This is a genomic window from Mesorhizobium sp. WSM4815 (assembly GCF_055811575.1).
Genome location: NZ_JBVVQS010000102.1, coordinates 534,021 through 547,791, shown reverse-complemented (window position 1 = coordinate 547,791; position 13,771 = coordinate 534,021). Strand labels below are relative to the sequence as shown.

Sequence of the window (13,771 nt, the reverse complement as noted above, 5' to 3'; positions counted from 1 at the left end):
TACCCGCCGGCAGGGACAACATCACCCTGTGCGATGATGCGCAACCGCCGATGGCAGGGCAGTTCTTACAGTGCCACGCGACCTTGGCGCGCGCAAAGGGCGGTCAGGCGTTAGCGCGGCGCGCGTTTGGCGAGTATCCGCTGCAGCGTGCGGCGATGCATGTTGAGACGGCGGGCCGTCTCGGAGACGTTACGGTCGCACATTTCGTAGACGCGCTGGATGTGCTCCCAGCGCACGCGGTCGGCCGACATCGGGTTTTCAGGCGGTGCGGCGCGTTCGCCCGCAGTGCGGGTAAGAGCCGCGAAAACCTCGTCGGCATCTGCCGGTTTCGACAGATAGTCGATGGCCCCCAGCTTCACCGCCGTAACCGCGGTGGCGATGTTGCCGTATCCGGTGAGGATGACGGCGCGGGCGTCGTCGCGCTTCTCGCGGATGGCGGCGACGACGTCGAGGCCGTTGCCGTCGGCGAGCCGCATGTCGACCACCGCGTAGGCTGGCGGATTGGCGCGCGCCTTGGCCACGGCCTCCTCGACGCTCTCGGCCGTCTCGACCACGAAACCCCTGGTCTCCATGGCGCGGGCAAGGCGCGTGAGGAATGGCCTGTCGTCGTCGACGATCAGCAGCGAGGTGTCCTCGCCCTCAACCATTGCGCCAATCGTTTCGTCGCCATTCATCGTCTTGACATTCCTGCTGCCCGAATTTTACGCAGATATAGTTTTGGAGCGCTATTGTCCAATTCAAGCCGTGTCAAACATGGTGGCCGAAGCCGATTCAGGATTGAGGAAGACGCTGCGCGGCCACGATATCCGCACGACGGCGCCCTCGCCCGGCTCGTTTGAATTGCGGAAATCGAGCGTGGCGCCCGAGCGTTCAAGCAGGGTCTTGGCGATGAACAGCCCCAGTCCGAGGCCGCCACCGGCCTCGGTGCCCTGGCGTGTCGACATATAGGGCTCGCCGATGCGGTCGATGATTTCGGGAGGAAAGCCCGGCCCGTCGTCGGTGATCGAGAAGGTGACCGTTGCCTCGTTCCAGCTCCAGCGCACGGTGACGCTCTTGCGGGCAAAATCGACGGCGTTCTCGACCAGATTGCCGAGGCCGTAGATGACGCCGGGATTGCGCCGTCCCACCGGTTCGGGGCCGATGCGCTCGCCAGGGAGAAGCTTGATCGAGATGCCGAAATCGCGGTGCGGGGCGGTCATCTCCTCGACCAGCGAGGTCAGCGGCAGGCGGGAGAGATGCGCCTCGCCCTCGGAGGACAGGCTGGTCAGGCGTTTGAGGATCTCGCGGCAACGCTCGCTCTGCGAGCGCAGCAGCGTCACGTCCTCGCCGTATTTCGGGTCATTGCGGAGCGCCTTCTCCATCTCCTTGGCAACAAGCGTGATGGTGGCGAGCGGCGTGCCGAGCTCATGCGCGGCGGCAGCGGCAAGGCCGTCCAGCGCCGACAAATGCTGTTCGCGCTGCAGCACCAGCTCGGTGGCGGCAAGCGCGTTGGCGAGCAGCCGGGCTTCCTCGGCCACGCGGAAGGCGTAGATCGCGGTGAAGGCGATCGAGGAAAACACCGCCATCCACATGCCGGCGACGTAAATGAACGGCATCTCCAGCGGCGCGCCCTCGTACCAGGGCAGCGGCAGATGGAAGAACACCAGCAGGCTCGCCGTCACCATCACCAGCGCGCCGAGGATGGCGGTCAGGCGCAGCGGCAGCGACGTCGCCGAGATGACCACGGGCACGGTGACCAGCACTGAAAACGGGTTGGTGAGCCCGCCAGTCAGGTAGAGCAGACCGGCAAGCTGCAGGCTGTCGATGGTCAGGATGGCGAAAGCCTGCAGCGGGGTCAGCCGATGCGCCGCCGGATAACGGAAGGTCAGCAACAGGTTCATCCAGGCCGAACAGGCGATCAGCGCGAAGCAGAGACTGACCGGCAGCGGGAATTTCAGCCCGTAGGCAACGACAAGAACCGTCAGACTCTGGCCGACAATGGCAAGCCAGCGCAGCCTGATCAGCGTGTTGAGGCGCAGCCGCTGGCTTTGCTGGAAGTCGGGTGCCCGCAGGATGTTTATCATGGCCAAGGATTATAGCCGGAAAAGGAGAAAGGCTAGGTCCCCCGCGGTTTGGCGCGGCTGGTGGCGGTGGCGAGAAGCGGGTTCTCCGGCCAGACATGCCGGGGATAGCGGCCACGCATCTCGGCTCGCACATCGGCCCAGGAGCCGCGCCAGAAACCGGGCAGGTCACGCGTCGTCTGGATCGGTCGGTGCGCCGGTGACAATAGCTCGAGCGTCAGCGGCACCGCGCCGTTGGCGATCGCGGGATGCCGGTCGAGACCGAACAGCTCCTGGACGCGGATCGCCAGCACCGGCCATTCACCGTCATAGCGGATCGGCACGCGGCTGCCGGATGGAGGGTCGAAATGGGTCGGCGCCAGCGCCTCGATCCGGCGCTGCAGATCGTGCGGCACCAATGCCATGAGGCCGGCCGAAAGCACGCCCGGATCGATCGCGGCAAAGGACGCCGCGCCGGAAAGGAAGGGCAGCAGCCAGTCGTCGAGGCGGTCGATGAGCGCCGCATCGGAAACATCTGGCCAGGGCGCGCCAAGACCGCGATGCAGCCAGCCGAGCCGTTGGCGCAGCGTTTCGGCCTCCTTGCCCCACGGCAAAAGCGACAGCCCGTGTTGGCGCAGGGCGTCAAGGATGGCGCGATCGGCGGCGATGCCGGCCGGCGCCGGCAGCATGCGTTCGGACAGGGTGATGGCGCCGAGGCGAACGGTTTCACGCACACGCACCGCACGCCTGTCGCGGTCGAAACTGGTTTCGCGGTTTGTCTCGATCTTATCGGCGAGCGAAGCGCGAATGTCGGCTTCGTCTATCGCCGCCGCTGCCGTAATGCGGGCGTTCTGCGCCTTGCCCTGCAGATCGGCGACGACAAGCCAGGTTTCGCCCGCCAGCGGGTCGGCGGCGTCGAGCATGGCGCCTGAACCGTTGGCCAGCACGAAACGGCCGCGCTCTCCGCGCGCCCTGGCGACGCGGTCCGGCCAGGCGTGGATGAGGAGAGCGCCGGCGCTGCCCTCCCCCCCGAGGGGAGGGTCGGCCAGTGAGCCTTGCCCAGCGAGGCGAGGGAGACGGGGTGGGGTCGGCGATGACGTGCCCGACCCAACCCCACCCCGATCCGCTTCGTGGATCGACATACCGGGGCGAACCACGGGTCTGGCCCGTCCTTCGGCCCCCCTCGAGGGCGAGGGTGAAGCCTGTTTCGCCAGCCGCTCGGCGAGCTGCCGTGCGGCGGTGGCGCGCGGCGATCTTTCGGATCGGAACCGAAGCAGCCGCCGTTCGAGGTCGGCGCCGTCGCCGCCCAGGCCACGCTCGGTGAGCAGCACGGCGAGCATGGCCGCTTCGAACGCCCGGCCGGTGTTTGCCACCTCGGCGACCATGTGAGCCAGCCGCACCGGCAGTGCCAGCCTGCGCATCGCAGCACCCGATTGCGTCAGTCGCCCTGCCTCGTCAATGGCGTCGAGCGCACGAAGCAGCGCCCTTGCCTCGTTGAGTGCCGGGGCCGGCGGCGGATCGAGGAAGCAGAGGCTCGACGGGTCGGCGACACCGAAGGCGGCGCAATCGAGCAGAAGTCCGGAAAGGTCCGCCTCGAGGATTTCCGGCGGCGTGAAGGCGGGAAGTGCCGCGGTCTGCTCGGTCCGCCACAACCGGACGGCGACGCCGGGCTGCGTGCGGCCGGCGCGGCCGGCGCGCTGGTCGGCGGAGGCTTTGCTGACCCGCACCGTCTCCAGCCGCGTCAGGCCGCTGGCCGGCTCGTAGCGCGGCAGGCGCGACAAGCCGGAATCGATGACGACGCGCACGCCGTCGATGGTAATCGAGGTCTCGGCGATCGAGGTCGCCAGCACCACCTTGCGGCGGCCGGACGGCGCCGGCTTGATCGCGCCGTCCTGCGCCTTGTTGTCGAGCATGCCATAGAGCGGCACGATGTCGGTGTCGGCACTGACGCGGCCTTGCAGCCGCTCGGCGGTGCGCTCGATCTCGCGCTGGCCGGGCAGAAAGGCGAGCACGCTGCCGCTCTCCTCGGCAAGGGCCGCGCGGATCGCCTTGGCCATCGCGTCCTCGATGGCGATGCCGGCCGGCCGCTCGTCGTAGCGGATGTCGACGGGAAAGGCGCGGCCTTCGCTCTCGATCACCGGGGCGCCGGAAAGCAGCCGAGCGACGCGCGCGCCGTCGAGCGTCGCCGACATGACCAGCAATCGCAGATCGGTCCGCAGCGCACCTTGCACATCGAGCGCCAGCGCCAGACCAAAATCGCCGTCGAGCGAGCGCTCGTGGAACTCGTCGAAGAATACCGCCGAGACACCGGGCAACTCCGGATCGTCGAGGATCATCCGCGACAGCACGCCTTCGGTGACGACAAGAATCCTGGTCCTCGCAGAAGTGCGGTTCTCCATCCGCATGGCATAGCCGACCGTTTCGCCGGGCTCCTCGCCGAGCAGTTCGGCCATGCGGCGGGCGGCTGCGCGGGCAGCGAGCCGGCGCGGCTCGAGCAGAATGATCTTCCCCGTGCCGAGCCATGCTGCATCGAGCAGCGCCAGCGGCACCAGCGTCGTCTTGCCGGCGCCGGGCGGCGCCACCAGCACGGCACTGTTGCCATGGCCGAGCGCTTCACCGAGCGCCGGCAGGACGGCGGAGACCGGAAGCTCTGGCAAGGGTTTTCTGGTCATTGTTTCAGGGATGCATCCATCCAATCTCGCGGCAGGTCGGTCGCGCCCCGCATATCAGCGGTGGCGGTCGCCGCGCAACTGGGCAACGGACCAACTCAAAGCGGGTCCACCTACTCGCCATAGTCAAAGGCGGAAGCCACCGAGGATGACGCGGCCGAGGAGCGACAGGAAGTCGGGATATTTCCTGATAGAACGGCGCGGCCAGGGCCACCGCCCAGATACAAGCGAATTATGCTGCAGCGCAGCGACGAATTCGCTTGCGTTGTTTAGTAAAAATTGCATCACTAAACAAATTACTAAACATCCGCCGCTTAACCGCGTCGTCATGTTTAGACCCCTGAGGAGGGGGTTTGAGGTTATTTGAAACCGTCATCCGGGCGCGTTTCGCAAATGGGAGGAAGGCATGAAATCGACCTTGAAACTGACGTTGGGACTGACATCGGCGATGTTTGCGTCGACCGCCGTTTCGAATGTTGCGCAGGCTGAAGATCTGACGCTTTGCTGGGCAGCCTGGGACCCGGCCAACGCGCTTGTCGAATTGTCCAAGGATTTCACCAAGGAAACCGGCATCGGCATGAAATTCGAATTCGTGCCGTGGACCAACTATGCCGATCGCTTCCTCAACGAACTGAATTCCAAGGGCAAGCTGTGCGACCTGATCATCGGCGACAGCCAGTGGATCGGCGGCTCGGCCGAGAACGGCCACTACGTCAAGCTGAACGACTTCTTCGACAAGGAGAAGATCAGCATGGACGACTTCGTGCCAGCGACCGTCGTCGGCTACTCCGAATGGCCGAAGAACTCGCCGAATTACTGGGCGCTGCCGGCCATGGGCGACGTCGTCGGCTGGACCTATCGCAAGGACTGGTTCTCCAAGCCGGAACTGCAGAAGGAATTCAAGGAAAAGTACGGCTGGGATCTCGCAGCGCCGACGACCTTCGACCAGCTGAAGCAGATCGCCGAGTTTTTCCAGAAGCGCGAGATCGACGGCAAGACGGTCTATGGCGCATCGATCTATACCGAGCGCGGCTCCGAAGGCATCACCATGGGTGCCATGGACGGGCTCTACAGCTTCGGTTTCAAATATGAGAATCCCGACAAGCCATACGAGATGGACGGCTTCGTCAACTCCGAGAAATCGGTGAAGGGTCTTGAGTTCTACAAGGCGCTTTATGACTGCTGCACGCCTCCTGGAGCCTCGAACAGCTACATGGGCGAAGGCGTCGACGCCTTCAAATCCGGCCAGGTGGCGATGCACATGAACTTCGCCTTTACCTGGCCAGGCCTGCAGAAGGACGAAAATGTCGGCGGCGACAAGATAGGTTATTTCGCCAATCCCAAGGGGCCCGACGGCGATCAATTCGCCCAGCTTGGCGGCCAGGGCATCTCGGTGGTCTCTTACTCCGACAAGCAGGAGGCTGCGCTCAAATACATCAAGTGGTTCGCCAACAAGGATGTTCAGGCCAAATGGTGGTCGCTCGGCGGCTTTTCCTGCCTCAACGCGGTCGTCAAGGATCCAGGCTTCCCGGCCAGCCAGCCTTATGCGCAGACCTTCCTCGACTCCATGGCCATCGTGAAGGATTTTTGGGCAGAGCCCAGCTATGCGCCGCTGCTGCAGGCGTCGCAGAAGCGCTTCCATGATTACGTCGTCGCCGGTCAGGGGTCCGCCAAGGATGCGCTTGATGGCCTGGTCAAGGACTGGACCGAGGTCTTCCTGGACGATGGCAAGATGTAATTGGGGCAAGACCTAACCGGCTCCTCCCGAGCCACGACCGCGTGTCCCGTGCCGCCCTTGGCACGGGACACAGTTCAGATAAATTCCATTGTCGAGACGACCCAAGTGACCGAAGCGGGACTGACCATGCTCAATCGGACTGCGGACAGCGTTGCCCGGGCTACGCCTGAGCCGCTGGCCCGCAAGGTCCGAGGCATCAGCGACAAGGGCCTCGCCTGGCTGTTCATCTCGCCGACGATTCTGTTGCTGCTCGCCATCAATATCTTCCCGCTGTTCTGGGCGATCTATCTGTCCTTCACCAACTACCGCGCCAACCGTCCGAACGAGGTGGTCAGGAATGTGGGCCTTGCCAACTACAAGCGCATCCTCGGCGACCAGGATATCTGGATCGCCATGCAGACGACGGCGCATTTCGTGTTCTGGACCATCCTGCTGCAGACGCTGATCGGTTTTACCCTCGCCTGGCTGATTGACCGGAAGTTTCGCGGCCACGCCTTCTGGACGACCATCATTCTGGTGCCGATGATGCTGTCGCCGGCAGTGGTCGGCAATTTCTGGCGCTTCCTCTACGAGCCGCAGATCGGCCTGTTCGCCTATGCCATCTCGTTCGTCACCGGCATTCCGGCAACGCAGATCGGCATGCTCTCCAACGTGTCGCTGGCGCCGTGGTCGATCGTCATCGTCGACACCTGGATGTGGACGCCTTACGTGATGCTGATCTGTCTCGCCGGCCTGCGCTCGATCCCCGAATACATCTATGAGGCTGCCGAGGTCGACCGCGCCTCCAACTGGCGGCAGTTCTGGTCGATCACGCTGCCGATGGCGCTGCCCTTCATCATGCTGGCGGTGCTGTTCCGCGGCATCGAGAACTTCAAGATGTTCGACATGGTCAACCTCCTGACCGGCGGCGGACCGGGATCGACCACCGAGGTCGCCTCGATCACGCTGAAGCGGCAGGCCTTCGAAAGCTGGCGGACCGGCTATTCCTCGGCCTTCGCCATAATCCTGTTCGTTGCGGTGTTCGGGCTGGCCAACATCTATGTCAAGGCGCTCAACAAGGTGAAGCAGAGATGAGCCTGACGTCAGCCCATTCTGTTGTCGCACCCTCCGCGATTTCGAAGCGCGTCGCCGGCACAATTATCGTGCTTTACGCGCTGATCTCGATCGTGCCGCTGTTGTGGATCTTCGCCACCAGCTTCAAGACGCCGCCGGACTCGATCGCCTATCCGCCAAAAATCCTGTTCCAGCCGAGCCTCGAGGGCTACTGCAATCTCTTCTCGACCCGCACCCGGCAGACACCGGAATACATCAACGCGCTGGGACCGGCGACGGGAATCTGCGATGAGACAGTGCGCAAGCGCAACATGGTGATCGCCGGCCCGTCCAATTTCATGCCGCGCTTCGTCAATTCGCTGATCATAGCCTTCGGCTCGACCTTTTGCGCGGTATTCCTCGGCACATTGTCGGCCTATGGCTTCTCGCGCTTCAAGGTGCCGCTGGCCGACGACCTGCTGTTCTTCATCCTGTCGACGCGCATGATGCCGCCGATCGCGGTCGCTATTCCCATCTACCTGATGTATCGCGAGATTGGCCTGTCGGACACCGCGCTCGGCATGATCCTGCTCTATACGGCGGTCAATGTGTCGCTCGCCGTGTGGCTGCTGAAGGGCTTCATCGACGAGATCCCGCGCGAGTACGAAGAAGCGGCGATGATCGACGGATATACGCGGCTGCAGGCCTTCTGGCGCACCGTGCTGCCGCAGGCGACCACCGGCATTGCCGCGACCGCCATCTTCTGCCTGATCTTCGCCTGGAACGAATATGCCTTCGCCGCACTGCTGACCTCGGGCACGGCGCAGACCGCACCGCCCTTCATCCCGACCATCATCGGCGAAGGCGGCCAGGACTGGCCGGCGGTCGCCGCGGGCACGACGATCTTCCTGGTGCCGATCCTGGTGTTCACCATCCTGCTTCGCAAGCAGTTGCTGCGTGGCATCACTTTCGGCGCGGTGCGCAAATGAGCCTGACCCAACCCGCAAAACGCAAGTCGCGCTGGCCGCGTGCGTTCCGGCGCGGCCTGATGGAGAACGTCGCCACAGCGATCATTGCCATTGGCTTCCTGATGCTGTTCCAGCCGTTCGCGCTGCCGCTCTACACCTATTCCTTCATCACCATGCTGGCCGGCACGGCGATGTTCATCATCGTCTCGAAGTTTCCGGAGTAGACGATGGCGGAGATCAGGGTCGAGCATCTAAGAAAGGCATTCGGCGATTTCGTCGCCGTGCAGGATTCCAACTTCGTCGTCGGGGATGGCGAGTTCTTCGTCATGCTGGGGCCGTCGGGTTGCGGCAAGACGACGACGCTGCGCATGATCGCCGGCCTGGAATTGCCGACCGGCGGCAAGATCCTGCTCGGTGGCGAGGACGTTACCATGCGGCGTGCCCGCGAGCGCGACATCGCCTTTGTCTTCCAGCTGTTCGCGCTCTATCCGCATATGAATGTGCGCAAGAACATCGGCTTCCCGCTGCTGGCGCAAGGCACGCCAGGCATCGAAATCCGCCGGCGCGTCGAAGAGACGGCGAAGCTGTTGCGCATCGACCATCTGCTCAACAAGTCGGTTTCCAGTCTTGCCGGCGGCGATCGCCAGCGCGTGGCGCTCGGCCGCGCCATCGTGCGACGGCCAAAATGCTTCCTGATGGACGAGCCGCTCGGCACGCTCGACACCGAATTCCGCGATCTCATGGTGCATGAGCTGCGCGAACTGCACAACCGCATCCACGCCACCACGGTCTATGTCACGCATGACCAGATGGAAGCGATGTCGATGGCCGACAAGATCGCGGTTATGAACCACGGCGTCATCGAGCAGTTCGGAAGTCCACGCGAAATCTACGACCGGCCGGCGACGATGTTTGTCGCCGATTTCATCGGCTCGCCGCCGATGAATTTTCTCGGCTTTGGCGGCGGGCTTTCAAAGGGCGCCAGGGAGATTGTGGTGCAAGGCGCCAAAGTGGCAGTGCCGGAGGTGTGCGAGGACATCGCGCCGGCCGACATGGCGCTCGGCATCCGACCGGAACACATCCGCTTCGACGACGCTTCGAAGCTGCGCGGCGCCATCTATGGCACCGAGTATCTCGGCACCACGCAGATCGTTGCGGTGGAGACATCCGGCGGCATCCTCAAGGCGCGGGTGCCGGCCGAAATCCGGCTCAATGCGGGCGACCATGTCGGCCTGGCGCTGAGCAGCGCACGGCTGTCGCTGTTCGAGAAGGGCTCCGGCCGCGCGGTACGAACCGCAATCCATGACGGGGCTTCCCAGGGAAGAGCGCATCATGGCTGACGTGCAGATCAAAGGCGTGACCAAGAGCTTCGGCGAACATGTCGCCGTGGACACTCTCGATCTGCACGTCGCCGACGGCGAATTCGTCGTGCTGCTCGGCCCGACCGGGGCCGGCAAGACGACGACGCTCAGACTTATCGCCGGATTGGAACGGCCGGATACGGGCTCGATCCATATCGGCGGCCGCGATGCGACAATGCTGTCGCCGGCCGAGCGTGACACCGCCTTCGTCTTCCAGCAATATTCGCTCTATCCGCATCTGTCGGTCTACGACAATTTGGCCTTTCCGCTGCGCTCGCCGGCGCGGCGGCTGAGCGAGGACGCGGTGCGCCGCCGCGTCGAGGATGTGGCCAAGATGGTGCGTATCCACCACAAGCTGAACAACCGCTCCACCAAACTTTCCGGCGGCGAGATGCAGCGCGTCGCCATCGGGCGCGCGTTGGTGCGCAAGCCCTCGATCTATCTGATGGACGAGCCGCTGTCGTCGCTCGATGCCAAGCTGCGCGCCGATCTCCGGCTCGAACTGAAGCGCATCCAGGCCGAGGTCGGCGCCACCATGCTTTATGTCACGCACGACCAGATCGAAGCGATGACGATGGCCGATCGCATCGGCATTCTCGCCGACGGCGTGCTGGCGCAGATCGGCACGCCACGCACCATCTACTCGGAGCCGGCAAACGTTCATGTCGCCGCAAGGCTCGGCCAGCCGGCGATCAATCTGCTGCCGACCGGCCTGCTGCCGGATGGCGACATGCCGGCGGGAACCAAAACGATCGGCGCGCGTACAGAACATCTGTCGATCGGCAAGGCATCGAACGGCCCCGCCGATGGCGTTGTTAACTGGGTCGAGCATCTGGGCGACCAGAACCACCTGCATGTGACGGTGGGAAGCAGAAAGCTGGTGACGCTGACCGACCCCGACATCCAATTGGGAAAAGGCGACAGGGTGATTATCCGCTACCGGGCGCCGCTGTTCTTCGACCAGGCCGGAAACAGGATTGCAAACCGATGAGCCCCGGGACATTGGAAAAGAACGGGACACTGGAAAAGAGCGGGTCACTGGACAAGACTGCGACACTGGACAAGACCGGAACGATGGACAAGCTTGACCTGAAGACGCTGATATCAGTCACCGCCGACACGATTGCCGCTCACGCCGAAGAGCTGACTAGGCTCGACCAGGCAATTGGCGACGGCGACCATGGGCTGAACATGAAGCGCGGCTTCGAGGCAGTGCGCGCCGAGGCGGACATTTTCGCGACAAAGCCGCTGCCGGACGCTCTGAAGGCGATCGGCACCAAGCTGGTAATGACCGTCGGCGGGGCTTCGGGCCCCTTGTTCGGGACGCTGTTCATGGCGCTCGGCAAGGAAATTTCCGCAGAGCCGGATCGCGTCAACCTGATGGCAGCGTTCGGCAAGGCGATCGAGGCGGTGGCAGCCAGGGGCAAGTCGCAGGTCGGGCAGAAGACCATGCTCGACGTGCTGCAACCGGTGCATGGCGCCCTGCTGCAGGGAAAGACCGGATCGGAAATCGCCGATGTCGCGGACAGTGCTGCCGATGCCACCGTGCCGATGAAGGCCTTGCGCGGGCGCGCCTCGTTTCTCGGCGACCGCTCCATCGGCCATATGGATGCCGGGGCACGCTCGACCGCGCTTCTGGTGCGGGCTGTCACCGAGACCATCGAGGGGCAAGCATGAGCAATGTCGGCATCGTCATCGTATCGCATTCACCGCTGGTCGCCGAGGGCACGGCCGACATGGTGCGCCAGATGGTCGGCGACGAAGTGCCGCTTGCATGGTGCGGCGGAAACGGCCGTGGCGGGCTGGGAACCAATGTCGAGGCGATCATGGGCGCGATCGACAAGGCCTGGTCGGAGGCAGGTGTCGCTATTCTTGTCGATCTTGGCGGCGCCGAAACCAACAGCGAGATGGCGGTCGAGATGATCGGCGAGCCGCGCGCGCACAAGATCATCGTCTGCAACGCGCCGATCGTCGAGGGCGCGGTGATGGCGGCGACGGAGGCGTCCGGCGGCGCCTCGCTCAGGGAAGTGGTGGCGACGGCACACGAATTGTCGCCATCGTGAATGAACAGGAATTTGACTCAATGTCCGCATCCGCAGAAGCCACCGTTCTGATCACCCATGAGGTCGGCCTGCATGCGCGCCCTTCGGTGAAATTCACCAAGCTCGCCAAGACGTTTTCGGCCGAAGTCGAAATTGCGCTCGCCGCCAACGGTCCTTGGTTCGACGCCAAGAGCATCGTCAAGGTGATGGCGGCCAAGGCGCCGAAAGGCACGGTGCTGCATATCAGAGCGAGGGGCGACGGTGCCGGCGAGGCGGTCGGCGCGCTCGTCGAGCTGGTGCGGCGCGACTTCGACGAGGGCGTGGACCATGCCCGAACCGCTTAAGCTGAAGGGGATCCCGGCTTCGGCCGGCTATGCCGAAGGGCCGCTGTTCAACCTCGACCCGGTCGTCGCGCGCTATAGAAGTAAAGCGGCCGCCGCTGACGAGAGGCTCGCGCTCGAAACGGCAATCGGCACAGCGACAGGCCGGCTTGCCAAGCTGATCCAGGCAACCGAGGGCGATGCCGCCGACATTCTCGAATTCCAGCTCGCCATGCTGGAGGACGATGCGCTGACCGGCCCGGCCTTTGCCGCGATTGCCGCCGGCAAGCCGGCCGATGCGGCATGGCGGCAGGCGCTTGACGCCGAAATTGTCGGCTACGAAAGGTCGGATCAGGAATATTTCCGGGCACGCGCCGCCGACATGCGCGACATCAGAGACCAGGTACTTCGCGCGCTGACCGCGGACAGCGCGGCTGCCGCGCCGACAGGCGCCATCTTCTACGGCGAGGACATCGCGCCGACGCGCTTTCTCGAAACCGACTGGAGCGCCGGCGGCGGCATTGCGCTGAAGGCGGGCAGTACCGCCAGCCACGTCGCCATGCTGGCGCGCTCGCGCGGCGTGCCTATGATCGTGGGGCTCGGTGCTTCGCCGGCTGATCTTGCCGGCGTCGCCCTGCTCGATGCCGAGCACGGCGGCATCGTGTTGAGGCCAACAAGGGCAGAGGTCGAGGCGTTCCGGCAATCGTCGTCGTCTTTCGCGGCACGTCGCGATAGGGCGGAAACTTTTTTGGCTCGGCCGGCGGTGACGAAAGCCGGCACTGCGGTGCGGGTGCAGGTCAACATCGCCGATCCGTCCGATGTCGACGGTATCGATGTCTCGACCTGCGATGGCGTCGGGCTGATGCGGACCGAGTTCCTGTTCGGCAAGACGCTGCCGGACGAGGAAACGCAGTATCGCGCCTACCGCAAGGTGCTCGAATGGGCTGAAGACAAACCGGTGACCATTCGCACCGTCGACGCCGGCGGCGACAAGCCGGTGCCGGGCTTCACCGTCGAAGAGGGCAATCCGTTTCTCGGCCTGCGCGGCATCAGGCTATCGCTGGCGAGACCGGAGGTTTTTCGGGTGCAGATCAGGGCGCTGCTGCGCGCCGCCTTGCATGGCAATCTCAAGGTGATGTTCCCGATGATCGCAGTGTGGGACGAGTATCAGCGAGCAGTTGCGCTCTTCGCCGAAGAGCAGGCCGCGCTTGCCGCGCGCGGCGTCGCGCAAAAAATGCCGCCGCTCGGCATCATGGTCGAGGTGCCGTCGGTGGCGATCGCTCCTGAGGCGTTTGCCGAGGTCGCCTTCTTCTCGATCGGCTCGAACGACCTGACCCAGTATGTGATGGCGGCGGCGCGCGACAACGCGTCGGTCGCGCATCTCAATTCGATCAGGCATCCCGCCGTGCTTCGGCTGATCGCCTCGGTTGCAGCGTTCGGCCGCGCACAAAAGATTCCAGTCAGCCTGTGCGGCGATGCCGGCGGCGATCCGGCGGCGATCCCGGCGCTGATCGAGGCCGGCCTGCGCGACCTTTCCGTGGTTCCCGCCCAGCTCGCAATGGCCAAGGCGGCCATTGCGGACATCTCGATCTAGGCACCGGC

13 protein-coding genes are annotated in these 13,771 nt (G+C 64.4%); 10 read left to right on the top strand and 3 right to left on the bottom strand.

Annotation, left to right across the window (positions count from 1 at the left end; genetic code table 11):
- Nucleotides 1-110: 110 nt before the first annotated feature.
- From AC0L2B_RS31385 to hrpB, 3 genes are all read right to left on the bottom strand, one after another.
- Nucleotides 111-674: an ActR/PrrA/RegA family redox response regulator transcription factor gene (locus AC0L2B_RS31385; protein WP_023796717.1), complete on the bottom strand. Its 564-nt coding sequence runs from the start codon at nucleotides 672-674 to the stop codon at nucleotides 111-113.
- A 63-nt stretch (nucleotides 675-737) separates the two neighbouring features.
- Nucleotides 738-2,063, bottom strand: coding sequence for an ActS/PrrB/RegB family redox-sensitive histidine kinase (locus AC0L2B_RS31380; RefSeq protein WP_023796718.1), 1,326 nt, complete (start codon nucleotides 2,061-2,063; stop codon nucleotides 738-740).
- Between the two features lie 32 nt (nucleotides 2,064-2,095).
- Entirely contained in the window at nucleotides 2,096-4,711 is a 2,616-nt protein-coding gene (gene hrpB, locus AC0L2B_RS31375; protein ID WP_473748112.1) for an ATP-dependent helicase HrpB, read from the bottom strand.
- A gap of 403 nt (nucleotides 4,712-5,114) precedes the next feature.
- Between hrpB and AC0L2B_RS31370 the strand changes: the two genes are divergently transcribed.
- From AC0L2B_RS31370 to ptsP, 10 genes are all read left to right on the top strand, one after another.
- Nucleotides 5,115-6,446 (top strand): ABC transporter substrate-binding protein, encoded by a 1,332-nt coding sequence (locus AC0L2B_RS31370; RefSeq protein ID WP_473748111.1) that lies wholly within the window; start codon nucleotides 5,115-5,117, stop codon nucleotides 6,444-6,446.
- Between the two features lie 126 nt (nucleotides 6,447-6,572).
- On the top strand, nucleotides 6,573-7,520 hold the full coding sequence (locus AC0L2B_RS31365; RefSeq protein WP_077377482.1) for a carbohydrate ABC transporter permease: 948 nt from the start codon (nucleotides 6,573-6,575) through the stop codon (nucleotides 7,518-7,520).
- On the top strand, nucleotides 7,517-8,467 hold the full coding sequence (locus tag AC0L2B_RS31360) for a carbohydrate ABC transporter permease (RefSeq protein ID WP_128183364.1): 951 nt from the start codon (nucleotides 7,517-7,519) through the stop codon (nucleotides 8,465-8,467). Before AC0L2B_RS31365 ends, AC0L2B_RS31360 begins: the two co-directional genes overlap by 4 nt.
- Nucleotides 8,464-8,670, top strand: coding sequence for a hypothetical protein (locus tag AC0L2B_RS31355; protein WP_091592832.1), 207 nt, complete (start codon nucleotides 8,464-8,466; stop codon nucleotides 8,668-8,670). Before AC0L2B_RS31360 ends, AC0L2B_RS31355 begins: the two co-directional genes overlap by 4 nt.
- Before the next feature lie 3 nt (nucleotides 8,671-8,673).
- Nucleotides 8,674-9,786 (top strand): ABC transporter ATP-binding protein, encoded by a 1,113-nt coding sequence (locus tag AC0L2B_RS31350; RefSeq protein WP_473748110.1) that lies wholly within the window; start codon nucleotides 8,674-8,676, stop codon nucleotides 9,784-9,786.
- Nucleotides 9,779-10,798: an ABC transporter ATP-binding protein gene (locus AC0L2B_RS31345; RefSeq protein WP_473748109.1), complete on the top strand. Its 1,020-nt coding sequence runs from the start codon at nucleotides 9,779-9,781 to the stop codon at nucleotides 10,796-10,798. Before AC0L2B_RS31350 ends, AC0L2B_RS31345 begins: the two co-directional genes overlap by 8 nt.
- 83 nt (nucleotides 10,799-10,881) lie before the next feature.
- Nucleotides 10,882-11,484, top strand: a complete 603-nt coding sequence (dhaL, locus tag AC0L2B_RS31340) for a dihydroxyacetone kinase subunit DhaL (RefSeq protein WP_473748274.1) — start codon at nucleotides 10,882-10,884, stop codon at nucleotides 11,482-11,484.
- Nucleotides 11,481-11,870, top strand: a complete 390-nt coding sequence (gene dhaM, locus AC0L2B_RS31335) for a dihydroxyacetone kinase phosphoryl donor subunit DhaM (protein ID WP_473748108.1) — start codon at nucleotides 11,481-11,483, stop codon at nucleotides 11,868-11,870. The genes dhaL and dhaM overlap by 4 nt, the downstream gene beginning before the upstream one ends.
- Nucleotides 11,871-11,890: 20 nt before the next feature.
- Entirely contained in the window at nucleotides 11,891-12,193 is a 303-nt protein-coding gene (locus AC0L2B_RS31330; protein WP_473748107.1) for an HPr family phosphocarrier protein, read from the top strand.
- Nucleotides 12,177-13,763: a phosphoenolpyruvate--protein phosphotransferase gene (gene ptsP, locus AC0L2B_RS31325; protein WP_473748106.1), complete on the top strand. Its 1,587-nt coding sequence runs from the start codon at nucleotides 12,177-12,179 to the stop codon at nucleotides 13,761-13,763. The genes AC0L2B_RS31330 and ptsP overlap by 17 nt, the downstream gene beginning before the upstream one ends.
- The last annotated feature ends 8 nt before the right edge of the window (nucleotides 13,764-13,771 follow it).

Coding starts and splice junctions, on each gene's coding strand:
- AC0L2B_RS31330 (WP_473748107.1), top strand. CDS start 11,891: ATGTCCGCATCCGCAGAAGCCACCGTTCTGATCACCCATGAGGTCGGC.
- ptsP (WP_473748106.1), top strand. CDS start 12,177: ATGCCCGAACCGCTTAAGCTGAAGGGGATCCCGGCTTCGGCCGGCTAT.
- AC0L2B_RS31365 (WP_077377482.1), top strand. CDS start 6,573: ATGCTCAATCGGACTGCGGACAGCGTTGCCCGGGCTACGCCTGAGCCG.
- dhaM (WP_473748108.1), top strand. CDS start 11,481: ATGAGCAATGTCGGCATCGTCATCGTATCGCATTCACCGCTGGTCGCC.
- AC0L2B_RS31370 (WP_473748111.1), top strand. CDS start 5,115: ATGAAATCGACCTTGAAACTGACGTTGGGACTGACATCGGCGATGTTT.
- AC0L2B_RS31385 (WP_023796717.1), bottom strand. CDS start 674: ATGAATGGCGACGAAACGATTGGCGCAATGGTTGAGGGCGAGGACACC.
- AC0L2B_RS31355 (WP_091592832.1), top strand. CDS start 8,464: ATGAGCCTGACCCAACCCGCAAAACGCAAGTCGCGCTGGCCGCGTGCG.
- AC0L2B_RS31345 (WP_473748109.1), top strand. CDS start 9,779: ATGGCTGACGTGCAGATCAAAGGCGTGACCAAGAGCTTCGGCGAACAT.
- hrpB (WP_473748112.1), bottom strand. CDS start 4,711: ATGACCAGAAAACCCTTGCCAGAGCTTCCGGTCTCCGCCGTCCTGCCG.
- AC0L2B_RS31360 (WP_128183364.1), top strand. CDS start 7,517: ATGAGCCTGACGTCAGCCCATTCTGTTGTCGCACCCTCCGCGATTTCG.
- AC0L2B_RS31380 (WP_023796718.1), bottom strand. CDS start 2,063: ATGATAAACATCCTGCGGGCACCCGACTTCCAGCAAAGCCAGCGGCTG.
- AC0L2B_RS31350 (WP_473748110.1), top strand. CDS start 8,674: ATGGCGGAGATCAGGGTCGAGCATCTAAGAAAGGCATTCGGCGATTTC.
- dhaL (WP_473748274.1), top strand. CDS start 10,882: ATGGACAAGCTTGACCTGAAGACGCTGATATCAGTCACCGCCGACACG.